The sequence below is a fragment of the Xanthomonas sp. NCPPB 1128 genome (genome assembly GCF_001043115.1).
GTDB lineage: Bacteria > Pseudomonadota > Gammaproteobacteria > Xanthomonadales > Xanthomonadaceae > Xanthomonas_A.
This window is the reverse complement of the sequence record NZ_LFME01000004.1, coordinates 22,470-44,664: the sequence shown is the minus strand read 5'-3', so window position 1 is coordinate 44,664 and position 22,195 is coordinate 22,470. Positions and strand designations below refer to the sequence as shown.

The following is a 22,195-nucleotide window of genomic DNA, read 5'->3' as shown; positions in this document are numbered from 1 at the left end:
CGCAGCCTGCCAGAAGGCATGAATGTTTCATATCGCGATCACGCCGCGCAGGGGTCGGTTTAACGCCCGCATGGCTAGCGTGGAGCGCATTCATCGCAACGGAGACCCACGATGAGCGTTCCGTATCAGATTCCCGGCCGCGCCCCCAACGACAACGACCGCGATAGCGTCTCGCAATACTGGCGCGATCGCTTCGCCGACGAGCCCTACTACAGCGAGGGCGAGCGATTCGAAGACTACGAGCCCGCCTACCACGCCGGCCACGAGGCGCGCATCCGCGACTTCAACCGCGCCTACGAGCAGGTGGAAGCGGAACTGCACCGCGACTGGGACAACAACAAGGGTTCGCAGACGCTGAGCTGGAGCAAGGCGCGCCACGCGGTGCGCCGCGCCTGGGAGCGCGCTGGCAACGGCGAATAAGGCGGGCGCGCCACGTCGCCCGATAGCGGGAGCACATGGTCGACGGATGGTGGGCTTGCCCGCCATCCGACACAGGTGCGCGCTATCGGAACATGTAGGAGCGGCTTCAGCCGCGATGGGCTTTTCCGGAAAAGCCCATCGCGGCTGAAGCCGCTCCCACGATGGCAGCACGGGCATGTCCACCGCCCGCCCGCGCCGACGCACCGGTAGGCGCGCAAGCCCCATGCCGCTCTCACCCGACAGCGGCGCAACCGCCGCTGCCGGGCGCGCTCCTCAGCTCTCCAGCGGCTGCAACTTCAGCAACCGTCCACCCGCGCCATCCTCCAGCAGCCAAAGCGCGCCATCCGGCCCCTGCTCCACTTCGCGGATGCGCTTGCCCATGTCGTAGCGCGCCGCCTCGCGTGCGGTCTCGCCGTTGAACTCGATCCGCACCAGCGACTGCGACGACAGCCCGCCGATGAAGCCGTTGCCGCGCCATTGCGGGAAGCGGCTGCCGTTGTAGATGACGAAGCCGGCCGGCGAGATCACCGGCGTCCAGCTCACCTTGGGCGCGGCGAATTCCGGGCGCGTGCTGTGATCGGGGATCGGGCGCCCGTCGTAATGGTCGCCGTTGGACACGATCGGATAGCCATAGTTGGCGCCGCGCTGGATCAGGTTCAATTCGTCGCCGCCGGCCGGACCCATCTCGTGTTCCCACAGCCGGCCGTTGGCGTCGAAGGCCAGGCCGAGCACGTTGCGGTGGCCCAGCGACCACACCTGCGCGGCGACGCCGCCGCGGTTGGCGAACGGATTGTCGGCCGGCACGCTGCCGTCGTCGTTGAGGCGTACGATCTTGCCCAGGTTGCCGCTCATGTCCTGCGCCGGATCGAACTTCTGCCGCTCGCTGGAACTGATCCACAGCTTGCCGTCCGGGCCGAACGCCAGCCGGTGGCCGAAGTGGCCGTTGCCGGACACCTTGGGCTGCTGCCTCCAGATCACCTGCTGCTGCGACAAGGTGCCACCACCATTGGCGTCCAGGGTCAGCTTGGCGCGCATCACCGCCGCGCCGCGGGTGTCACCGCTGCCGGGTTCGGCGTAGCTCAGGTAGACCCAGCCGTTCTTGGCGAAGCCCGGATGCGGCAGCACGTCGCCGAGGCCACCCTGGCCGCCATACGCCACGGTGGGTACGCCGCTGACCGCGCCGGTGTGGCCGCTGACCGGGTCGATGCGCTTGAGCGTGCCGCCCTTCTCGCTGACCAGGGCGGTGCCGTCGGGCAGGAAGCTCATCGCCCACGGTTCGTTGAAGCTGGCGACCGGTGTCGCCGAGAACGGCCAGTCGCCGCGCCGCTCGGCGGCTTTGTCGGCGGGCGCGGCCTGTGCCGCAGACATCGCCAGGCCCATGGCCAGCGCGCAAGCCAAACCCAGGGGAGTACGTTGCATGACGTGCACCTATCGGTTGGGGTCGAATCCCGAACCTAGCAGACCCCGCGTGCACGGCAAGCATGCCGCGGCCAAGGGCGTGGCCGCGGTCACGTCACGGCGACGGGTCCGGTAGACACGTCGCGTATTCACCTCCATCGACCGGCGGCGGCAGGCCTTGCCGCACTGCCGCGCCGCGGCGATCAGCCCTGCGGCAGCAGCTCGAAGGCGACCGGCTCGCCGCTGGCCGAGGACGCGCACACCCACAGGTCGAACAGGCCCGGCTCGGCCGTGCACTGCCCGTCGCGGCCGGTGAAGGCCAGCGCGTGGCGGTCGAGAGTGAAACTGACCTCCATGCCCTCGCCTGCCGCCAACCGCACCTTGCGGAATGCCTTCAGCTCGCGCACCGGGCGCACCCGGCTGGCGACGCGGTCGTGGATGTACAGCTGCACCACTTCCTCGCCCTCGCGCTCGCCGATGTTGTCGATGCGCGCGGTCACGGTCAGGGTGTCGTCCCAGCCGACCTGGGTGCGGTCGAGCTGCGGCGTGCCGTAGGCGAACTGCGTGTAGCCGAGGCCATGGCCGAACGGATACAGCGGCGCGTTCGGCACCTCGCGCCAGCGCGACTTGAACTCGCTCATCGTCGGCAGTTCCGGCCGGCCGGTGCGCGGGTGGTTGTAGAAGTACGGCTGCTGCCCGGCATCCAGCGGGAAACTCACCGGCAGGCGCGCGGACGGGTTGTAGTCGCCGAACAGCACGTCGGCCACCGCCGGGCCGGTCTGCGTGCCCAGGTACCAGGTCACCGCGATCGCCGCGGCGTCGCGCACCGCGCCCTGCAGCGCCAGCGCGCGGCCGTTGCGCAGCAGCACCACCAGCGGCGTGCCGGTGGCGGCGACCGCCTCGGCCAGCGCCTGCTGCGCCGGCGGCAGCACGATCTGCGTGCGCGACTGCGCCTCGCCGCTGTAGCGCTGCGGCTCGCCCAGCGCCAGCACCACCACGTCGGCGGCGCGCGCGGCGGCCACTGCCGCTTCGATGCCGCCGTCCAGCGGCGCTTCCAGCGCGCAGCCCGGCACCACGGTCAGCGCCTGCGCGTCGTCCAGCGCGGCGCGCACGCCGGCCTCCAGGGTCACGTAGCGGGTCTTGTCGCCGAACAGGGTCCAGCAGCCCTCGATGTTGTCGCGGTCCTGCACGAACGGGCCGATCAGCGCGATCTTCTGCCCCTGCTTGCGCAGCGGCAGCACCGGGCCGTCGTTCTTCAGCAGCACGATCGAACGCCGCGCCGCGTCGCGCGCCAGCGCATCGTGCGCGGCGATGTGCGACGGGTCGGCTTCACGTGCCGGATCCAGCGAACGGTACGGATCGTCGAGCAGGCCGATCGCCTCCTTCAGTTCCAGCACGCGGCGCACCGAAGCATCCAGCAGCGCCATCGGCACCTCGCCGTCCTCCACCAGCGACGGCAGGTGCGCGGCGTAGAAGCCGCTCTGCATGCTCATGTCCATGCCGGCCAGGAACGCCTTCTTGGTCGCGTCGCGCTCGTCGGCGGCATAGCCGTGCGCGATCAGCTCCATGTCGGCGGTGTAGTCGGAGATCACCACGCCGGGGAATTTCCATTCGCCGCGCAGGATCTCGGTCAGCAGCTCGTGGTTGGCGCTGGCCGGCACGCCGTTGATGTCGTTGAAGGAGGTCATCACGCTCAGCGCGCCGGCGCCGAGGGCGGCCTGGAACGGCGGCAGGTGCACGTCGCGCAAGGTCTGCGGGGCGATGTCGACGCTGGCGTACTCCATGCCGGCGGCGACCGCGCCGTAGGCGGCGAAGTGCTTGGGCGTGGCCAGCAATGCATCGTCGGCACGCAGGTCCGGCCCGTGGAAGCCGCGCACGCGCGCGGCGGCGAAGGCGCAGCCCAGCACCACGTCCTCGCCGGCGCCCTCGGCGCCGCGGCCCCAGCGCTGGTCGCGGGCGATGTCCACCGCTGGCGCGTAGGTCCAGTGGATGCCGGCGGCGGTGGCCTCGACCGCAGTGGCGCGCGCGGTGCGCTCGGCCAGCTCCGGCTCGAAGCTGGCGGCCTCGCCCAGCGGGATCGGGAACACCGTGCGCATGCCGTGGATCACGTCCGCGGCCAGGATCACCGGGATCCCCAGCCGGCTCTCCTCCAGCGCCACCTGCTGGATGCGCCGCCCCAGCTCCGCGCCGACGCCGTTGAACAGCGAGCCGACCCGGCCGGCGCGCACCTGCTGCAGCACCTCGTCGGCATTGCGGACGTTGGCTTCCGGATTCACGTCGGGGGCGAACGGGCGCACCATGTCGGCGAAAACGCCGAGCTGGCCGACCTTCTCCTCGACGGTCATGCGGGCGATGAGCGATTCGATACGATCCGAAGCCATGGGGTCCTTTGAGAAAACGTTTACATAGCCGCCAATTCTAGCTCTGCGGCCAGTCGATGGGGCAAGTTCCGGCGCCAGAATCGCCTATTCAGAAAACTGTCTACGGACCGGGGGCGGCCAAGCCGCCGCGCACCATACGCCTGCGGACGTACGCCGCCTAGGGGGGCGACGGCGGGACTCGGCAGGGGTGACCCCGGCGCACCAGGCGCCGCGCCGCGACCGCCGGCCACAGCCAAGGCGGTGCCTGCGGCGGCTCAGGAGCTGAAGTAGGCCTCGGCGATGGCGCTGTGCAGGTGGCCGAGGTGGGTCTGGATCTCGTCCATGAACCCGGCCGGGTTGTGCTGGGCCAGGTAGGCCGGGTCGGCATTGCGCACCAACCCGCTGATGCGCATCAGTGCGCGCTCCACCGGCGGCCGCGGCGGCATGGTCGGCAGGATGTGCTGGGCGCGGACCAGGCAGAACTGCACGCTGCGCGGGAAATCGTTGTTCTGCAGCAGGAAGCGCAGCGCCTGCTCGCCGGTGACGCGCTGCCGCACGTGCCGGCGGTACATCTGGTAGGCGGCCTGCGCGCGCAGCACGCTCATCCACTGCATGGCCTGGTAGGCCTCGCGGTCGTCGGCCTGGCGCGGGGTGATCAGGCCCGAGGCGCCGGCATCGATGATGCGCGTAGTCATGTCGGCCTGCTCGATCGCGGTGCCCAGGCGCAGGAACTGGAAGCCGATGTCGCGGCTGACGTTGGCAGTCAGCAGCCCGGACACCTTCAGGCAGGCGTCGGTGACGTGGGACAGGAACTCCATGCGGTAGCGGCGGCCGACGCTGCGCTCGCCGTTGGCGTCGATATGCAGGTGCAGGTCGTTGACCGCTTCCCAGATCTCCTGCGGCAGGGTGTCGCGGATGCTGCGCAGCAGTTCGCGGGCGTAGCGCACCGAGCTGCGCAGCGAGGACGGGTTGCGCTCGTCCAGCAGCAGGAAGCGCACCACGTCGGTGTCGCCGACGTCGTCACCGGCATTCGGGAACCACAGCGCGAAGATCTCGCCAGCGCCGACCGTGTCGATCATCGGCCGCCAGGCGAAGCGCACCGAGCGCGGCAGGTCCAGCTGCAGCAGGCTGCCCACCCCGACCAGCCGCGCGGTGGTCTCGGCACGGCGCACGTAGCGGCTGAACCAATAGAGGTTGTCGGCAACGCGCGAGAGCATCAGTCCAGTTCCTCGTCCAGATCCACCACCCAGGTGTCCTTGGCGCCGCCGCCCTGCGAGGAATTGACCACCAGCGAGCCCTCCTCCATCGCCACCCGGGTCAGCCCGCCGGTGGTGACGTAGACGTCATCGCGGGACAGGATGAACGGGCGCAGGTCCAGGTGCCGCGGCGCCGGCCCGGCCTCGGTCACGATCGGCGCGGTGGACAGGCCCAGGGTCGGCTGCGCCATGTAGTTGCGCGGATCGGCCAGGATCAGCTTGCGGAACTGCTCGCGCTGGCGCGTGGTCGAGCGCGGGCCGATCAGCATGCCGTAGCCGCCGGACTCGTTGGCCGGCTTCACCACCAGCTCGTCCAGGTGCTCGAGCACGTACTGGCGGTCGGTGTCGTCGTGGCACAGGTAGCTGGGCACGTTGGGCAGGATCGGCTCCTCGTCCAGGTAGTAGCGGATCATCTTCGGCACGTAGGCGAACACCACCTTGTCGTCGGCCACGCCGGCGCCCGGCGCATTGGCCAGCGCCACCTTGCCGGCGCGCCAGCTGCGGATCAGCCCAGCCACGCCCAGCACCGAATCGGCGCGGAACGCCTCCGGATCCAGGAACAGGTCGTCGACCCGGCGGTAGATCACGTCGACCCGGCGCGGCCCGTACACCGTGCGCATGTAGGTGCAGTCGTCGTCGGCCACGAACAGGTCGTCGCCCTCGACCAGTTCGATGCCCATCGCCTGTGCCAGGTAGGCGTGTTCGAAGTAGGCGCTGTTGAAGATGCCCGGGGTCAGCAGCGCGATCACAGGCTGATCGCCCGGGCGCGGCGACAGCGCGGCCAGGGTGTCGTAGAGCTGCGCCGGGTAGTCGTCCACCGGCAGGATCGCGCTGGTCTCGAACAGTTCGGGGAACACCCGCTTGGCGACCATGCGGTTCTCGAGCATGTACGACACGCCGCTGGGGATGCGCAGGTTGTCCTCCAGCGCGTACAGGGTGCCGTCGGCGTCGCGCACCAGGTCCGAGCCGCACACGTGCGCCCACACCCCCAGCGCCGGGGTGATGCCCACGCACTGCGGGCGGAAGTTCACCGAGTGCTCCAGCAGCATCGCCGGGAACACCTTGTCCTTGACGATGCGCTGGGCGCCGTAGATGTCGCCGATGAACAGGTTGAGTGCGCGCATGCGCTGCTTCAGCCCGGCCTCGGTGCGCTGCCACTCGTGCAGCGGGATCACCCGCGGGATCAGGTCGAACGGCAGCGTGCGGTCGACGTTGCGGCCGTCGGAGTAGACGGTGAAGGTGATGCCCATGACCCGCGCGGCGACGTCGGCGGCGAGCTGGCGTTCGGACAATTCGCGTCCACTGAGGCTGGACAGGTACTCGATGACCCGGCGCGCGGCTGGACGTGGCTGCCCGTCGGACTGGATCAGCTCGTCGAAGGTGGCCGTGCGGTACTTGCTCCAGTCCATCGCGCCCCTTGTTGCTGCGGGCCGGCGGCGAGAGGCGCCGGCATGTTGTCCCGCAACATGCCCGCAGACGTGACGGCCGTCAAGTCGCCGGCGGCGGCACGGCGTCCGGGGCGCGGCGGATGCGCGCGCTGTCCATGAACATCGCGTCGCTGGAGGCCTGGAACACGCGCAGGTCGAAATTGGGCAGGATCGCCAGCAGGTGGTCGAACAGGTCCGCCTGGATCTGCTCGTACATCGCCCAGCGGGTGTCGTTGGCGAAGCAGTACAGTTCCAGCGGCAGGCCGTTGGCGCCGGGCTCCAGTTGCCGTACCAGCAGGGTCATGTCCTGGCGCACGTGCGGGCTGGCGCGCAGGTAGTGCTCGACGTAGGCGCGGAAGGTGCCGAGATTGGTGATCCGGCGGCCATTGATCGGCGCCACCCCGCGCTCGGCCAGCGCCCCGTTCCACGCGTCGAGTTCGGTGCGCTTGCGATCGATGTACTCGCGCAGCACCGTCAACTGCCGCATCTGCTCGATCTCGGCGGCGTCGAGGAAGCGCACGCTGTGCTGGTCCAGATACAGCGCGCGCTTGATCCGGCGCCCGCCGGCCTCGCTCATCCCGCGCCAGTTCTTGAACGAGTCGCTGATCAGCTTCTTGGTCGGGATGGTGGTGATGGTCTTGTCCCAGTTCTGGACCTTGACCGTATGCAGCGCGATGTCGATCACGTCGCCGTCGGCGTTCTGCTGCGGCATCTCGATCCAGTCGCCGACGCGGACCATGTCGTTGGAACTGATGGTGACGCTGGCCACCAGCGACAGCAGCGTGTCCTGGAACACCAGGATCAGCACCGCCATCATCGCGCCCACGCCCGACAGCAGGATCACCGGCGACTTGTCGACCAGCACCGACACCATCAGCACCGCGGCGACCACGCCGAGCACGATCTTGAGCAACTGCATGTAGCCCTTGATCGGCTTGTTGTGCGCGTCCGGGCGCCGCTCGTAGACGTGGTTGAGCAGATCCAGCACGCGCGACACCGCCAGCGCCACGGTCAGCACGATGAAGGCGGCGCAGACGTTGCGCACCACGCTGACCATCGCCACCGGCAGGTGCGGCACCGCGCCGATGCCCAGCGACAGCACCAGCGCCGGGATCACGTTGGCCAAGCGCGGGATCACGCTCAGCTTCACTTCCTTGTCGCTGAGCACGGTGGCGCGCAGCGCGCGTCGCAGCCCGCGCAGCAGGATGCGCTTGGTCACCCAGTTGGCCAGCCACGCCGCCAGCAGCAGCGCCACGATCACCATCGCGTCGTAGGCCCAGGGATACGGTGCCAGGGTGCGCTGCAGGTCGGCGAAGAAATTCGCGCCGGGCGCTGCCGTCAACGCGGCGCTGGCGAACGGCGGCAACGCCTGCACCGTCATGCGCGGCGGCGCTCGATGATGACCCCCACCGCCTGCGCCCCGCGCACCGCGCCCGGCTTGCTCAGCTTCAGCCGCAACCACTGCACGTCGAACTCGTCCAGCACCGCCGCCGCGCACCGCTCGGCCAGCGTCTCGACCAGCCCGTAGCCGGACTGCTCGACCAGCTCCACCAGGCGCTTGCTCACCGCCTTGTAGTTGAGCGTATCGGCGATGTCGTCGCTGGCCGCGGGCTTGCGGTTGTCGAAGCCCATTTCCAGATCGAAGCGCAGCGTCTGCCGGATCCGCCGCTCCCAATCGTAGATGCCGATCAGCGCGTCGATTTCCAGACCTTCGATGAAGACTTTATCCATGAGGAGCCGGGATTGGGGAATGGGGATTCGGGAATGGTAAGAGCAAAGGCAAAAGCAGAGGCAGCAGCGGAGCCGCGTTACGAATCCCCAATCCCCACTCCCGAATCCCGCGCTGCCGCCGCAAGCGGCGGCAGCGCCGCCATATCCCAGCGCGGCGTCACCTGCACCGCGGACGTGGCGTCGTGCAGCCCGGCCTGCAGGCGCAGGGCGCCGGCGAAGGCGATCATCGCGCCGTTGTCGGTGCACAGCGCCGGGCGCGGGAAGCAGGCACAGCCGCCGCGGGCCTGCGCCATCGCCTGCAGCCTGGCGCGCAGGCGCAGGTTGGCGCCGACGCCGCCGGCCACCACGATGGTGTCGCTGCCGGCCGCCTCCAGCGCGCGCTCGCACTTGATCGCCAGTGTGTCCACCACCGCATCCTCGAAGCCGCGGGCGATATCGGCGCGTACCGCGTCGGACTGGTCGCTGTCGCGCCAGGCCAGCAGCACCTGGGTCTTGAGGCCGGAAAAGCTGAAGTCCAGGCCGGGCCGGTCGGTCATCGGCCGGGCGAAGCGGAACCGCCCCGAGGTGCCCTGCGTGGCCAGCGCCGCCAGCTGCGGGCCGCCCGGATACGGCAGCCCCATCAGCTTGGCGGTCTTGTCGAAGGCCTCGCCGGCGGCGTCGTCCAGGGTCTCGCCGAGCAGGCGATAGCGGCCGATGGCCTCCACCGCGATCAACTGGGTGTGGCCGCCGGAGACCAGCAGCGCCACGAACGGCGGCGCAGGCGCGCCGTGCACCGGGTCCGGATCCTCCATCAGCGGCGCCAGCAGGTGGCCCTCCATGTGATGCACGCCGATCGCCGGCACCTCCAGCGCCCAGGCCAGGGCGCGGGCCACGCCGGCGCCGACCAGCAGCGCGCCGACCAGGCCCGGGCCGGCGGTGTAGGCCACCCCGTCCAGGTCGCGCACCCGCAGGCCGGCCTCGGACAGGGTCTGGCGGATCAGCGGCAGCAGCTTGCGCACGTGGTCGCGGCTGGCCAGCTCCGGCACCACCCCGCCGTACTCGGCGTGCAGGGCGATCTGGCTGTACAGCGCGTGGGCGCGCAGCGCGGCCGCCCCGGAGCGGCTGGTGTCGTAGACGGCGACGCCGGTTTCGTCGCAACTGGATTCGATGCCGAGAACGTTCATACGCTGCATTGTGCGGCCGAATCGGCGGCAGGCCAAACGGGGTGCTTGCAGCCGCGGAAACTGTCGCTATAATGTGCGGCTCGCCGGGCGTGACCCGGTCACCATTGTGTCCCGGAGATTCCATGCCCAGCGTTAAAGTCCGCGAGAACGAGCCCTTCGAGTTTGCGCTCCGTCGCTTCAAGCGCACCTGCGAAAAGGCCGGCGTGCTGGCCGAAACCCGCAAGCGCGAGTTCTACGAAAAGCCGACCCAGGAACGCAAGCGCAAGGCCGCTGCCGCGGTGAAGCGCCAGCTGCGTCGCACCTCGCGCGACGTCACCAAGCGCCAGCGTCTGTACTGAGGATCGCGGCCTGCGGTAGCGGGGTGTGCCGGTTTCGGCATCCGCTACGGTAAGCCCACGAAGCCGGCACGCGCAAGCGTCGCCGGCTTTTTGTGCGTCCGCTGTTTTGACCCTGCACGCTGCCTCGCGCAGGGTCTTGGTCCCGTCCCTGTTCTCTCGGCGCTCCCGTGCCGTCTCGGCCACAACGGCCAGCGCCAGCGCGCCTACCTAGAATGCCCTTCCCCTTTTCTCTATCCCTGTGGAGCCCCTCATGACCCTCAAGCAGCAGCTCACCGACGACATGAAGGCCGCGATGAAGTCCGGCGACAAGCACAGCCTGGGCGTGATCCGGCTGATCAACGCCGCGATCAAGCAGAAGGAAGTGGACGAGCGCGTGGAGATGGACGACGCCGCGGTGATCGCGGTGATGGACAAGATGGTCAAGCAGCGCAAGGACTCGGTGACCCAGTACGAGGCCGCCGGCCGCGACGACCTGGCCCAGGTGGAGCGCGAGGAGATCGTGGTGATCGAGCGCTACCTGCCGAGCAAGATGGGCGAGGCCGAGATCGTCGCCGCGATCCAGGCGGCGAAGGCGCAGACCGGCGCCGCCAGCCCGGCCGACATGGGCAAGCTGATGGCCGTGCTCAAGCCGATGCTGGCCGGCAAGGCCGACATGGGCCAGGTCTCGGTGCTGGTCAAGCAGCAGTTGGCCGGCTGACGGACTGGCGGGCGGCGGGCTTCACCCGCCTTTCGATGCCGGGCTGCTACAACGCCCGGCAAGCCCGCGCCCTTCCTTCAGCGCGCAGTGCGGGACCGGCGTTGCGACGCCGCGCGCCGAAGGTCCCGCGCCCATGTCCCTGCCCCTGTCGTCCGATCGCCTGCACAAACATCTCGACCGCCTGCAGCAGAGCCTGCCGGCCGCGCTGGCGCGGCGCTTCGTCGAGATCGACGTGATGACCCAGGCGGCGTCGCTGTCGTTCTACGCGCTGCTGTCGCTGGCGCCGCTGCTGGTGCTGCTGCTGTGGCTCACCGCCTCGCTGTACCCGCAAGCGCAGGAGGCGCTGATCGCACAGATCGGGCAACTGGCCGGGCACGGCGCGCGCGAAGTCGCGCAGACGGTGATCGACAACGCCAAGAACCAGCCCAACATCGGCTCGCTGGCCGGGCTGTGGAGCACTCTGCTGCTGTTCGTCGGCGCCACCGCCGTGTTCGCGCAGTTGCAGAACGCGCTGAACCTGATCTTCCGCACCGACAAGCAGCGCCTGGACGGCATCATGGCGTGGTTGAAGAAGCGTGTGTTCTCCTTCGGCGTGGTGCTGGGGCTGGGCTTCCTGCTGCTGATCTCGATGATCCTGACCACCGTGCTGCAGGTGGTGTTCGCGCGCATGCCCTCGCTGCTGCCGGCGGTCGGCTACGTCTCGACCCTGGCGATCTACGTGCTGGCCTTCGCCGTGCTCTACCACTACCTGCCCGACCGCCGGGTGGAATGGCGCCAGGCGGTCATCGGCGGCGCCATCACCGCCTGCCTGTTCGTGGCCGGGCGCTATGCGATCGGCCTGTACATCGCCACCGCCGCGCCCGGCAGCGCCTACGGCTCGATGGGCGCGCTGGTGATCCTGCTGGTGTGGATCTACTACGCGACCGTGGTGTTCTTCGTCGGCGCGCTGATCACCGCGGTGATCGACGAGCGCCTGCGCTCGCACAGCAAACTCACCGCCGCCGGGATCGACCCGCGCGGCGCCACGCAGGCGCCGCCGACGCCGTGATGGCACGGCGCTGAACCGCGCAGGCCGCGCCTCGAGCGTGGCGGCACAGGCGCGTGGCATCCTATGCGGATGGCCCGCATCCCCGACGCATTCATCGACGACCTGCTCGCCCGCACCGACATCGTCGAGGTGATCGGCACGCGCGTGCCGCTGAAGCGCCAGGGCAAGGAATACGCGGCGCGCTGCCCGTTCCACGACGAGCGCTCGGCGTCGTTCACGGTGTCGCCGACCAAGCAGTTCTACCACTGCTTCGGCTGCGGCGCGCACGGCACCGCGATCAGCTTCCTGATGAACTACGACCGCCTCGAATTCCTCGACGCGGTCGACGAGCTGGCCAAGCGCGCCGGCATGGAAATCCCGCGCGACGCCCAACAGCGCGGCGCGGCGCAGGCTGCCGGCGACGATCACCGCGACCTGTACTCGGCACTGGAAGCGGCAGCCAAGTTCTTCCAGCGCCAGTTCGATGGCAGCGACAAGGCACGCGCCTACCTGGACGGGCGCGGCGTGGACGCCGAGAACCGCGCGCGCTTCCAGATCGGCTACGCCCCGGACGGCTACGGCGCGCTCAAGGACGCACTGGGCACCGACGAGCGCCGGCTCAAGCTGCTGGACCGTGCCGGGCTGTTCTCCAAGAACGACCGCGGCCACGTCTACGACAAGTTCCGCGACCGGGTGATGTTCCCGATCTTCGACCGCCGCGGCCGGGTCATCGCCTTCGGCGGCCGCGTGCTCGACAAGGACGACGGCCCCAAGTACCTGAACTCGCCGGAGACCGCGCTGTTCCACAAGGGCCGCGAACTGTACGGCCTGTGGCAGGTGCGCCAGGCCAACCAGAAGATCGAGCGGCTGATCGTGGTCGAGGGCTACATGGACGTGGTCTCGCTGTTCCAGTTCGGCGTCACCCAGGCGGTGGCGACGCTGGGCCCCGCGACCACGCCGGACCATGCCGAACTGCTGTTCCGCAATGCGCCGGACGTGTTCTTCTGCTTCGACGGCGACGCCGCCGGCCGTCGCGCCGGCTGGAAGGCGCTGGAATCGGTGCTGCCGCGGATGAAGGACGGACGCCAGGCGTTCTTCCTGTTCCTGCCCGACGGCGAGGACCCGGACACCATCGTGCGCAAGGAAGGCGCCGCGGCCTTCGACGCGCGGCTGGTCCAGGCCACGCCGCTGTCGCAATTTTTCTTCGACGAACTCTCGCGCGAGATCAACCTCGGCACGCTCGACGGCAAGGCACGACTGGCCGAACGCGCGCGGCCGATGCTGGCGCAGATTCCCGATGGCGCCTTCGGCGACCTGATGCGCCAGCGCCTGGCCGAACTCACCGGCATCGGTGCCGCCGCACCGGCGGCGGCCACGGCAACGGCAAGCCGGCCAGCACCGCGCGCGCCACGCCCGACGCACAAGCGCAGCCTGGTCCGCGAGGCGATCGTGCGCCTGCTGCAGGCCCCGTCGCTGGCGCTGGACCTGCCGCCGCCCTACCCGTTCGCCGGCCTGCGCCTGCCCGGCATCGAACTGATGATCGAACTGCTGCAGATCGTGCATGCGCGCCCGGAGATCACCACCGGCGCCCTGCTCGAACACTTCCACGAGCGCGAGGAACTGGCCGCGCTGCAGAAGCTGGCGGTGCAGGAGATCGCCGGCGAGACCGCCAGCTGGCGTCAGGAACTGCACGACGTGGTCGTGCAGCTGGAAAAGCAGACGCTTCAGCAGCGACTGGACGAACTGCAGGCCAAGCAGCGTGCGCAAGGCCTGGACGAGACCGACAAGTACGAGTTGCGGGAACTGTTGAAGGCGCGCGCGGGGCTGCATTGACGCAACGCGCACGGACGTCCGAAATGGCGGCGATCCGTATGCCGGACCGCCACCTCTGATCTCATCCCGTCGGAACTATACCGACGTTTCTGCGCGCGCCAACGCAGCTATTGCGTCCGCCTCCAGCTTCTCCCACTCCGCCCCCTTGGCTTCGATACGCGCGACCAGCGCATCCAGCAGCGCATCTGCATCCAGCGGCAGCGTCTGCGGCGTGGCACCGGGCGGAAACACCGGCTGCAGCCAGTTCGCGATCAGCGGCTCGTAAGCCTTCGTGTGCTGGAACGCCACCTGCTGCAGGAAAGTCTTCAGGTCGGTCGGCGGGCTACCGCTGGGCGTTCCCGTCAGCGGCTGATTGGCAATCTGCGTGTAGGCCACACCCGACGCCCATGCCTGCACGATGGCCGCATTCACCGCCAGATCGACGTCCGAGATGGGCTTGTTGTCGTAGAGCGTCTTGATCTGCCGAAGCATGGCAATGACCCACGCGTGAGGCACCGCGTCCAGGGTATTCCACATATCGCGGTTCCATGCCTGGTAACCGTTGGCCGGCGTGGGCGGTAACAGCTGCGCGTAGAGACTGGCGAACGCAGCGTTACCCGGTGTTGCCCCTGCGGTGGGATAGCAGTACACCGCGTTGTATCCATCGAGCTTGCCTGCCTGCTTGAGCCAGGCCGCGGTGGTCGGCGACAACGCGCCACCGAGGCTGTGGCCGGCGAAGATCACCGTGGCATCGTTGCTCGCGTTGCTCTGCAGAAAGCTGCACAAGGTCGTCTTTGGCGCCATGGCAGTGTCTGGACTCACCATATTGAGCAGATGCCATACGCCCAGCGCAGTGCCCATCGAGATGACCACGGCATCCTGCGGGATCGGCTTGGATGCCCTTGTCGGCATTGCACTTGCCAATGGATCGTAGGTGGCGAAGTCGACCACCGAAGCGACATCGAAATCCTCGACCAACCAGTCGTAGGGAGACTTCGGATTGGTGGCGCAGATCGCCACCACATAGACAGCGGTCGAAAAGCCAGGCATATCCGCGCACTTGGCGACGAACATTGCATTGTCCGAAAGGTCGGAGTGTTGCCCCTGCCACACCTGCGGTCCCCAGACCAGCTCCCAGGTCCCGATCTTATGCTGCGCTGGCGTCGACTTCAGGGTATCCAGCAACATGCGCTGATAGTCGGACTGCAGTGCTGGGCCGGTTCCGGTCCGCGTCCCCACCCAATTGGCCAAGCTCGATAGCGCAAACACGGTCTGATATTGATCGTATTGCATGTGCGTGCTCCTGATCCCTGGAGAAGCGGGAGGCGCTGGCGCATGTACGGCGCGCCAACGTGCCCGACGCGCTCCCCCACTCGGTCGGGCCAACGCAATCTAGCAAGCCGCCGATCCACGCATTCGACCGAAACGGCCGGCACCGCAACATGTCTGCGAGTTGTCTACGCCGTGCGTCCGGATTCGCGTGCGGGCGCCATGCTTTCTAAAATGCACCACTCCCCCGCTCGACCTTCTCCCGATGATCAAGTCCTGGCTTGCGCGCCTGCGCATCGAACCGTTCACCCTGGCGCTGCTGTGCACGGTGCTGCTGGCCTCGCTGCTGCCGGTGCAGGGACGCGCGGCGTCGGTGATGGACGTGGTCACCGATCTGGCGATCGCCGCGCTGTTCTTCCTGCATGGCGCGCGGCTCTCGCGCGAGGCCATCGTCGCAGGCGCGCTGCACTGGCGCCTGCACCTGACCATCTTCGCCGCCACCTTCGTCCTGTTCCCGCTGCTGGGCCTGCTGTTCAAGCCGCTGTCGCACTGGCTGCTGACCCCGGACCTGTACATCGGCGTGCTGTTCCTGTGCACGCTGCCGTCCACGGTGCAGTCGTCGATCGCCTTCACCTCGATGGCCGGCGGCAACGTGCCGGCGGCGGTGTGCAGCGCCTCGCTGTCGAGCCTGCTTGGGGTGTTCCTGACGCCGCTGCTGATGGGCGTGCTGGCCGACGCGCAGAGCGCCATGTCCAATCCGTTGGAGGCGATGGGCAAGATCATGCTGCAACTGCTGGTGCCCTTCGTCGCCGGCCACCTGCTGCAGCGCTGGATCGGCGGTTGGGTCGAACGCCGCCGCGCGGTGCTGCGCTACACCGACCAGAGCACCATCCTGCTGGTGGTGTACACCGCGTTCAGCGCGGCGGTGGTCGAAGGCCTGTGGCACAAGACGCCGCTGCCGGCACTGCTCGGCGTCGCCGCGGTCGGCGCGGTGCTGCTGGCGCTGGCGATGACGTTGATCACCTTTGGCGCGCGGCGCCTGGGCTTTTCGCGCGAGGACGAAATCCCGATCGTATTCTGCGGCTCCAAGAAGAGCCTGGCCACCGGCGTGCCGATGGCCAAGGTGTTGTTCGCCAGCGGCAGTCTCGGCGCGATCGTGTTGCCGGTGATGATCTACCACCAGATCCAGCTGATCGTCTGCGCCGTGATCGCGCAACGCTACGCGCGCGCGGCGAAGGCAGACGCACGGCCCTAGCGAGCGGCGGGCGGCAGCCGCGCGGTGCGTCGGGCGAACCGATGTTCCGCGGCGGCACCGCCGCAACACCGGTACGAGCGGCATATGCAGATGCCCAGCCGGCATATGCAACCGCGGCGGGGGCTGCGTACAGTGGACGGCCGGCGCGGCCGGTGCCGTGCTTCCTTCCCCATCCGGTGCCCCCATGAGCCGCATGTTTCGCCGTTCCGCGACGATCTCCGCCAGCCTGGCCACGCTCCTGGCGCTGAGTGCCTGCCAGAAACCGCCCGCGCCTGCCGCGCCCAAGGCCGCCACACCGGCACCCGCCGCCGACAGCGCCGGCATCGCCTGGCGCGAGGGCGACGTCGACGATGCCTTCGCCGAAGCGCGCGAACACGACAAGCCGGTGCTGCTGTACTGGGGCGCCGCGTGGTGCCCTCCGTGCAACCGGCTCAAGGCCACGCTGTTCAAGGATCCGGCGTTCATCGCCCGCACCCGTGCCTTCGTCGCGGTACACCTGGACGGCGATTCGGAAGGGGCGCAGGCCTGGGGCGAACGCTTCGGCATCAAGGGCTATCCGACCATCATCGTGCTGCGCCCGGACCGCAGCGAGATCACCCGCCTGGCCGGCGACAGTGACACCCAGCGCCTGGCCGAGGCCCTGCGCGTGGCCGCGACCCGCACCACCACCTCGGCGCAGTTGCTGCAGCAGGCGCTGAAGGCGCCGGCCACGCTCGGCGCCGACGACTGGACCCTGCTCGGCGAATACGGCTGGGCCGTGGATGCGGCGCAGTTGGTCGAGCCGGGTCAGGCGCACGACGTGCTGGCGCGCCTGGCCGCCGCGGCGCCACAGCCGGCCTTGCAGCGCCGTTTCGCATTGCTGGCGCTGGCCGCCCAGGATCCAGCCAAGGCCGCCGCCACGGACGCCAAGCGCCGCGCGACCGAGCGCGCCCTCTTGCAGGCCGTGCTGTCCGACCCGGCCGAAGTGCGTGCCAATCGCAGCACGCTGACCTATGCGGCGCGCGAGCTGGTGCAGGCCGCGGCCAGCGACGCCGCCGAGCGCAGCGCACTGTCGGGCGCGCTGACCCATGCGCTGGACCAGGTCTACGCCGACAGCAGCCTGCCGATCAGCGACCGCCTGGACACCGCCGCCGCGGACATCGCTCTGGCACGGTTGGCGCAAGGCCAGCCGGCCGATACCGGCGATGGCCCGCATCCGCCGCTGCCGCCCGCCGTGGTCGCCAAGGTGCAGCAGCGCGTGCAATGGGCCGAGCAGGCCGCCAGGACCGACTACGAACGCCAGTCCACGATCAGCACCGCCGCCGCGTTGCTCGACGACGCCGGCGACAGCGCCGGCGCCGAACAACTGCTGCTGGCCGAGCTCCAGCGCAGCAAGACGCCGTACTACTACATGCCGGAACTGGCCAGCCTGGCAGAGGCGCGCGGCGACAGGCAAACGGCGCTGTTCTGGCTGAAGAAAGCCTACGAGAGTGCCGAAGGCCCCGCCACGCGCGTGCAGTGGGGCGTGCTCTACGTCGATGGGCTGATCCGGCTACAGCCGGACAATACGGCCGCGATCGAGGCGGCCGCCAGCCAGGTGATCGGCGAACTGGCCGGCCAGCCGGACGGCTATCACCAGCGCACCCGGCAGCGCTTCGACACCCTGGCCAAGACCCTGCAGGCCTGGAGCAAGCGCCACGATGGCAGCGCGGTACTCGCACGGCTGCAGCACAAGATGCAGGAAAGTTGCGGCAGCCAGGCGGGCGACAGCTGCCAGCATTGGTTGGGGTGAGCGCGACAGTGCGCGCTGGCGGCCGCGACAGCGTCAGACGTCCCCAGCGCGGGAGATGGTTCCCCGGCATCCGCCACATAGCACACGCCATATTGGCGCGTGCGATGCACGTCGAGGCGAGGAGCATGGGCTGTCCACAATGCAGAACCCGAGGCGCGAGCCGCCAGCTTGCGTCGCACCAAGGCAAACCGTGCGACGCCGGCCCCGCCGCGAACAGCCGATCCACGCGCAAGATGCCTGTGACGCGCCAAGGCCGCATTGCGGTGTCTCGATGCGTCACAGGCCGCTTCTCATCCGGCCGGTGACAAGACTCGCTTCATTCCGCGCCGCACGAGGGGATAGGCGCGGTCGGGCGCGAAGCGCGCAGGACCGTGCCGTCAACCGCCTGGTCAGGCCGCCGCGCGTGTCAGCTCCACCGTATGGCCAGCGCCCTGGTTGTCGGTGCGACCACCGCTACCGGCGGTATGCGCACTCAGGCCTTGCGCCTGGCCCTCCAGCTCGCGCGCGGCCTCGGCCATCTTTTCGACCAACGCTGCGTTCTGCTGCGTCGCCGTGTCCATCTGCACCACGATCTGGTTGACCTGGCCGATGCCGGCGCTCTGTTCGCGGCTGGCACCGGCGATGTCGGTCATGATGCGCTGCACCTCGCGCACCGAACCGAGCAGTTCTTCCATGGTGGCGCCGGCACGCGCGACCAGCGCCGAGCCGCGATCGACCTGCTCGCTGGAACTGGCGATCAGGCCACGCACTTCCTTGGCCGCATCGGCACAGCGCTGGGCCAGGCTGCGCACTTCGGTGGCGACCACCGCGAAGCCGCGGCCCTGCTCGCCAGCGCGCGCCGCTTCCACTGCCGCGTTCAGGGCGAGGATGTTGGTCTGGAAGGCGATGCCGTCGATGACGCTGATGATGTCGGCGATCTTGCGCGACGCGCTCTCGATGCCGGCCATGGTGTCGACCACATCGCGCACCACCTCGCCACCGCGCTGGGCGACGTCGGTGGCGCCGTCCACCAGCCGGTTGGCCTGGCCGACGTGCTCGACGTTGCGCTGCACGGTGCCGGTGATCTCTTCCATGGAACTGGCCGCCTCTTCCAGCGCCGCGGCCTGCTGCTCGGTGCGGCGGGCCAGGTCGCTGTTGTCGTCGACCATCTCCGCTGCCGCCGCCTGCAGGGTGTGCGCCGCCTCGCCGAGCTGACGTGCGGCATGGATGTCCAACAACGCGCCGACCGCACGCAACGGCGTGCCGTCGGCGGCCCGCTTGGTCAGGCCACGCGCGCGGACCCAGCGGTACTCGCCGCTCTTCTGCCGGATCCGGTACTGGATGTCGAAGCCGGTACGGCCGGTGCGGTCGTTGATATGCGAGCCGAAGGCATTGAGCGCGAACTCCGCGTCCTCCGGATGCAGGCGCGAGGACCAGCTTTCGAGCACGTTGGGGAACTCGGCCTCGGAGGAGAAACCCAGCAGCGCGCGGAACTGCGGCGACCACCAGAATTCGTTGGCTGGATTGATCGGATCGCCGGCGATCACGCTCATGTCCCACAGGCCGTCGTTGAGCATCTCCGCGCCCAGCTCGAAGCGGGTCAGGACCACGTCCAGGAACGCCTCGCGCTCGCGCCGCTCGGTGATGTCGGTGAGCGCGCCGGCCACCCGCAGCGGTGCGCCCTGGGCGTCGCGCTGGGTGGTGCCGAGCGCGCGGAACCAGCGGTACTGGCCATTCTTCAGCTGCAGCCGGTACTCCACGTCGTAGGGGGTCTGGCCGCTGCGGTCGGCCAGGTGCTTGGCGAACGCGTCCAGGGTGGCCTGCTTGTCCTCCGGGTGCAGGCGCGAGGCCCAGCTGTCGAGCACGTTGGGAAAGTCGAGCTCGGAGGAGAAGCCCAGCATCGCGCGGAACTGCGAGGACCACCAGAATTCGTTGGCCGGGTTGATCGGGTCGCCGGCGATCACGCTCATGTCCCACAGGCCGTCGGTGGTGCCGGCGGTGACCAGATCGAAGCGGCCACGCAGATAGTCCAGGTCGGTGCGTGCGCCGTCGGCCTGCGCACGCGCGCGATCACGCTCGGCCTCGGCCTCGCGTAGTCGCTCGGTCAGTGCCTGCAGCTTCGCCGCGTCTTGCTTGCTCTTGCCCCACATACGTGTCTCCGCGGCTTTGCCGAGTTTGGTCGATCGCTCGGTAGCGACCACGACCGGCAACACTTGAGCGGGGAACTGAACAGCGGTTCAGGCGATCCAGTGATCGACCAGCAGGAACGCGAACAACGCCATCAGGTACACGATGGAGTAGCCGAACATGCGCATCGAGAACATCTCGTCCGGCGGGTCGAGCATGCGCCAGGCGTACCAGAGGAACACCGCGTCCAGCACCAGGGTGCCGCCGAGGTAGAACACCCCGCTCATGCCCACCGCCACCGGCAGCAGCGTCACCACCACCAGCAGCACCGTGTACACCAGGATCTGCCGGCGGGTGTGCGCCACGCCATGGGTGACCGGCAGCATCGGGATCGAGGCCTTGGCGTAGTCGGCGCGGCGGAAGATCGCCAGCGCCCAGAAGTGCGGCGGCGTCCACACGAAGATGATCAGCACCAGCAGCGAGGCGTAGGCCCAGTCCCACTGGCCCTGCATGCCGGTGATCGCGGCCCAGCCCAGCAGCGGCGGCGCCGCGCCGGCCAGGCCGCCGATGACGATGTTCTGCGGCGTGGTGCGCTTGAGGAACACGGTGTAGATCACCGCGTAGCCGATCAGCGAGGCGAAGGTCAGCACCGCGGTGATCCCGTTGACCCACACCACCAGCACCGTCATCGACAGCGCTGTAAGCAAAGTGGCGAACAGCAGCACCTGCCACGGCAACACCTTGCCCACCACCAGCGGGCGCCAGGAGGTGCGCGCCATCTGCGCGTCGATGCGCGCGTCCAGCAACTGGTTGATCGCCGCCGCCGCCGAGGCCGCCAGCCAGATGCCGAAGAAACCGAGCAGGCCGGTGCGCACCTGCTCCCAGGTCGGCAGCCCCGGGATCGCCAGGCACATGCCGACCAGCGCGGTGAACACGATCAGCGCGACCACCTTGGGCTTGGTCAGGTCCCAGTAATCGCGCCAGTGGACGCGGTGCGCGCTCATTGCGGCGCCCGCAAGCGCGCCAGCAAGGACACCAGCACGAACAGCAGCGCCACCGCGCCGGCGTTGTGCAGGACCGCCACCGGCAGGGGCAGCGCCAGCTTGACGTTGAGGATGCCCAGGCACACCTGCGTGACCAGCAGCAGCGCCAGCGCCGCGGCCCAGCCACGCATGCCCGGCGTGCGGCTCAGCCGCCAGCTCAGCCACAGCAGGTACGCGGCCACCACCATCGCCATCATCCGGTGCGCCATCTGGATGGCGATGCGCGCCGCGCCGTCGAGCACGCCGCCTTCGTAATCCACGCCGATGCCGCGCCACAGGGTGAAGCCCTCGCGGAAATCGTGCGGCGGCCACCACTGGCTGACGCAGCGCGGGAAGTTGTCGGCCGACCAGCTGCCGCCGCCACAGGCCAGCGCCGCGTAGTTGGCGCTGACCCAGCCGCCCAGCGCGATCTGCAGCACCAGCACCGCCACGCCCAGGCGCAGCAGCCATTTCAGCCGCGGCGCATCGGCCAGGGTGATCGGCAGGTGGGTGGCGCGCCAGGCCATCCATACCAGCAGCGAGAACATCAGCAACCCGCCCAGCAGATGCCCCATCACCACGATCGGCTTGAGCAGCAGGGTCACCGTCCACATGCCGAGCAAGGCCTGGAAGATCACCACCGACAGGGTCAGCACCGCGGCGCGGGCCAGGTCGTCGTTGGACCAGCGCAGCGCCGCCAGCAGCAGGATGGCCTCGCCGCCGACCGCCACCAGCATCGCCAGCCCAGGCCAGCCGGACATGTACAGCGGGATCGACAACGCGACCAGCGCCGCCGCCGTGACGATCTGGGCAATGCCGAGCCGGCGCCGCCGCGCCGCCAGCAGCGACAGCACCAGCACCTCCACGCCCAGCGCGCCGGCCAGGAAGCGGTGGATCTGCTCGCGCCAGGCCTTGTGCGTCTCCAGCGGCCGGATCTTGCTGGCGGCGTGGGTGTCGGCTTCGGCGCTGGTCTGCGGCCAAGTGATGCGCCCGTAGCAGGTCGGCCAGTCCGGGCAGCTCATGCCCGCATCGGACAGGCGCACGAACGAACCGAACATGATGGTGCTGGCGGTGAACAGCGCCGCCAGCCAGGCCATGCGGTGGAAATGCCGGAACAGCGCCGGGCGCGCGAACAGGGTCATA

General features: G+C 69.2%; 18 protein-coding genes. 7 read left to right on the top strand and 11 right to left on the bottom strand.

The annotated features are described in order from the left end of the window. Positions 1 to 111: 111 nt before the first annotated feature. Entirely contained in the window at positions 112 to 420 is a 309-nt protein-coding gene (locus ACP93_RS04555) for a hypothetical protein (RefSeq protein WP_048489589.1), read from the top strand. Positions 421 to 693: 273 nt separating this feature from the next. Here ACP93_RS04555 and ACP93_RS04550 read toward each other — a convergent pair whose 3' ends face one another. The 7 genes from ACP93_RS04550 to tsaD all read right to left on the bottom strand — a co-directional run bounded on the left by ACP93_RS04550 (position 694) and on the right by tsaD (position 9,755). Further along, the gene (locus ACP93_RS04550; RefSeq protein WP_048489588.1) at positions 694 to 1,839 is read right to left on the bottom strand and encodes a PQQ-dependent sugar dehydrogenase; all 1,146 of its coding nucleotides are present in this window, start codon (positions 1,837 to 1,839) and stop codon (positions 694 to 696) included. A gap of 182 nt (positions 1,840 to 2,021) precedes the next feature. Continuing rightward, positions 2,022 to 4,199 (bottom strand): glycoside hydrolase family 3 N-terminal domain-containing protein, encoded by a 2,178-nt coding sequence (locus tag ACP93_RS04545; RefSeq protein WP_048489587.1) that lies wholly within the window; start codon positions 4,197 to 4,199, stop codon positions 2,022 to 2,024. 254 nt (positions 4,200 to 4,453) lie between these two features. After that, positions 4,454 to 5,395: an alpha-E domain-containing protein gene (locus ACP93_RS04540; RefSeq protein WP_048489586.1), complete on the bottom strand. Its 942-nt coding sequence runs from the start codon at positions 5,393 to 5,395 to the stop codon at positions 4,454 to 4,456. Next, positions 5,395 to 6,843 (bottom strand): circularly permuted type 2 ATP-grasp protein, encoded by a 1,449-nt coding sequence (locus ACP93_RS04535; RefSeq protein ID WP_048489585.1) that lies wholly within the window; start codon positions 6,841 to 6,843, stop codon positions 5,395 to 5,397. The genes ACP93_RS04540 and ACP93_RS04535 overlap by 1 nt, the downstream gene beginning before the upstream one ends. A gap of 79 nt (positions 6,844 to 6,922) precedes the next feature. Further along, entirely contained in the window at positions 6,923 to 8,242 is a 1,320-nt protein-coding gene (locus ACP93_RS04530; RefSeq protein WP_048489584.1) for a mechanosensitive ion channel family protein, read from the bottom strand. Then, positions 8,239 to 8,592, bottom strand: coding sequence for a dihydroneopterin aldolase (folB, locus tag ACP93_RS04525; RefSeq protein ID WP_048489583.1), 354 nt, complete (start codon positions 8,590 to 8,592; stop codon positions 8,239 to 8,241). The genes ACP93_RS04530 and folB overlap by 4 nt, the downstream gene beginning before the upstream one ends. A 77-nt stretch (positions 8,593 to 8,669) precedes the next feature. Continuing rightward, positions 8,670 to 9,755 (bottom strand): tRNA (adenosine(37)-N6)-threonylcarbamoyltransferase complex transferase subunit TsaD, encoded by a 1,086-nt coding sequence (gene tsaD / locus ACP93_RS04520; RefSeq protein WP_048489582.1) that lies wholly within the window; start codon positions 9,753 to 9,755, stop codon positions 8,670 to 8,672. Between the two features lie 122 nt (positions 9,756 to 9,877). Between tsaD and rpsU the strand changes: the two genes are divergently transcribed. The 4 genes from rpsU to dnaG all read left to right on the top strand — a co-directional run bounded on the left by rpsU (position 9,878) and on the right by dnaG (position 13,650). Continuing rightward, entirely contained in the window at positions 9,878 to 10,093 is a 216-nt protein-coding gene (gene rpsU, locus ACP93_RS04515) for a 30S ribosomal protein S21 (protein ID WP_003465342.1), read from the top strand. Positions 10,094 to 10,343: 250 nt separating this feature from the next. After that, complete coding sequence (locus ACP93_RS04510) at positions 10,344 to 10,790, top strand: GatB/YqeY domain-containing protein (protein WP_048489581.1); 447 nt, start codon at positions 10,344 to 10,346, stop codon at positions 10,788 to 10,790. Positions 10,791 to 10,923: 133 nt separating this feature from the next. After that, positions 10,924 to 11,838, top strand: a complete 915-nt coding sequence (locus ACP93_RS04505) for a YihY/virulence factor BrkB family protein (RefSeq protein WP_048489580.1) — start codon at positions 10,924 to 10,926, stop codon at positions 11,836 to 11,838. Between the two features lie 69 nt (positions 11,839 to 11,907). Beyond that, entirely contained in the window at positions 11,908 to 13,650 is a 1,743-nt protein-coding gene (dnaG, locus tag ACP93_RS04500) for a DNA primase (protein ID WP_048489697.1), read from the top strand. Between the two features lie 75 nt (positions 13,651 to 13,725). Here dnaG and ACP93_RS04495 read toward each other — a convergent pair whose 3' ends face one another. After that, the gene (locus ACP93_RS04495) at positions 13,726 to 14,922 is read right to left on the bottom strand and encodes a lipase family protein (protein ID WP_048489579.1); all 1,197 of its coding nucleotides are present in this window, start codon (positions 14,920 to 14,922) and stop codon (positions 13,726 to 13,728) included. Positions 14,923 to 15,163: 241 nt separating this feature from the next. On the opposite strand from ACP93_RS04495, the gene ACP93_RS04490 reads away from it, so the two are divergent. Beyond that, positions 15,164 to 16,153: a bile acid:sodium symporter family protein gene (locus ACP93_RS04490; protein WP_048489578.1), complete on the top strand. Its 990-nt coding sequence runs from the start codon at positions 15,164 to 15,166 to the stop codon at positions 16,151 to 16,153. A 184-nt stretch (positions 16,154 to 16,337) separates the two neighbouring features. Further along, positions 16,338 to 17,924, top strand: coding sequence for a thioredoxin family protein (locus ACP93_RS04485; protein ID WP_048489577.1), 1,587 nt, complete (start codon positions 16,338 to 16,340; stop codon positions 17,922 to 17,924). 389 nt (positions 17,925 to 18,313) lie between these two features. Here ACP93_RS04485 and ACP93_RS04480 read toward each other — a convergent pair whose 3' ends face one another. The 3 genes from ACP93_RS04480 to ACP93_RS04470 form a co-directional block, all read right to left on the bottom strand. After that, complete coding sequence (locus tag ACP93_RS04480; RefSeq protein ID WP_048489576.1) at positions 18,314 to 20,053, bottom strand: methyl-accepting chemotaxis protein; 1,740 nt, start codon at positions 20,051 to 20,053, stop codon at positions 18,314 to 18,316. Positions 20,054 to 20,140: 87 nt separating this feature from the next. Beyond that, positions 20,141 to 21,034: a heme o synthase gene (cyoE, locus tag ACP93_RS04475; protein WP_048489575.1), complete on the bottom strand. Its 894-nt coding sequence runs from the start codon at positions 21,032 to 21,034 to the stop codon at positions 20,141 to 20,143. Then, on the bottom strand, positions 21,031 to 22,194 hold the full coding sequence (locus ACP93_RS04470) for a COX15/CtaA family protein (protein WP_048489574.1): 1,164 nt from the start codon (positions 22,192 to 22,194) through the stop codon (positions 21,031 to 21,033). Before ACP93_RS04470 ends, cyoE begins: the two co-directional genes overlap by 4 nt. Position 22,195: the final 1 nt, after the last annotated feature.

Bases quoted from the DNA above. Each gene is read 5' to 3' on its own strand.
- tsaD (WP_048489582.1), bottom strand. From the start codon at position 9,755: ATGAACGTTCTCGGCATCGAATCCAGTTGCGACGAAACCGGCGTCGCC.
- ACP93_RS04495 (WP_048489579.1), bottom strand. From the start codon at position 14,922: ATGCAATACGATCAATATCAGACCGTGTTTGCGCTATCGAGCTTGGCC.
- ACP93_RS04485 (WP_048489577.1), top strand. From the start codon at position 16,338: ATGAGCCGCATGTTTCGCCGTTCCGCGACGATCTCCGCCAGCCTGGCC.
- ACP93_RS04545 (WP_048489587.1), bottom strand. From the start codon at position 4,199: ATGGCTTCGGATCGTATCGAATCGCTCATCGCCCGCATGACCGTCGAG.
- ACP93_RS04550 (WP_048489588.1), bottom strand. From the start codon at position 1,839: ATGCAACGTACTCCCCTGGGTTTGGCTTGCGCGCTGGCCATGGGCCTG.
- ACP93_RS04535 (WP_048489585.1), bottom strand. From the start codon at position 6,843: ATGGACTGGAGCAAGTACCGCACGGCCACCTTCGACGAGCTGATCCAG.
- rpsU (WP_003465342.1), top strand. From the start codon at position 9,878: ATGCCCAGCGTTAAAGTCCGCGAGAACGAGCCCTTCGAGTTTGCGCTC.
- ACP93_RS04510 (WP_048489581.1), top strand. From the start codon at position 10,344: ATGACCCTCAAGCAGCAGCTCACCGACGACATGAAGGCCGCGATGAAG.
- cyoE (WP_048489575.1), bottom strand. From the start codon at position 21,034: ATGAGCGCGCACCGCGTCCACTGGCGCGATTACTGGGACCTGACCAAG.
- ACP93_RS04470 (WP_048489574.1), bottom strand. From the start codon at position 22,194: ATGACCCTGTTCGCGCGCCCGGCGCTGTTCCGGCATTTCCACCGCATG.
- folB (WP_048489583.1), bottom strand. From the start codon at position 8,592: ATGGATAAAGTCTTCATCGAAGGTCTGGAAATCGACGCGCTGATCGGC.
- ACP93_RS04490 (WP_048489578.1), top strand. From the start codon at position 15,164: ATGATCAAGTCCTGGCTTGCGCGCCTGCGCATCGAACCGTTCACCCTG.
- ACP93_RS04480 (WP_048489576.1), bottom strand. From the start codon at position 20,053: ATGTGGGGCAAGAGCAAGCAAGACGCGGCGAAGCTGCAGGCACTGACC.
- ACP93_RS04505 (WP_048489580.1), top strand. From the start codon at position 10,924: ATGTCCCTGCCCCTGTCGTCCGATCGCCTGCACAAACATCTCGACCGC.
- ACP93_RS04555 (WP_048489589.1), top strand. From the start codon at position 112: ATGAGCGTTCCGTATCAGATTCCCGGCCGCGCCCCCAACGACAACGAC.
- ACP93_RS04540 (WP_048489586.1), bottom strand. From the start codon at position 5,395: ATGCTCTCGCGCGTTGCCGACAACCTCTATTGGTTCAGCCGCTACGTG.
- dnaG (WP_048489697.1), top strand. From the start codon at position 11,908: ATGGCCCGCATCCCCGACGCATTCATCGACGACCTGCTCGCCCGCACC.
- ACP93_RS04530 (WP_048489584.1), bottom strand. From the start codon at position 8,242: ATGACGGTGCAGGCGTTGCCGCCGTTCGCCAGCGCCGCGTTGACGGCA.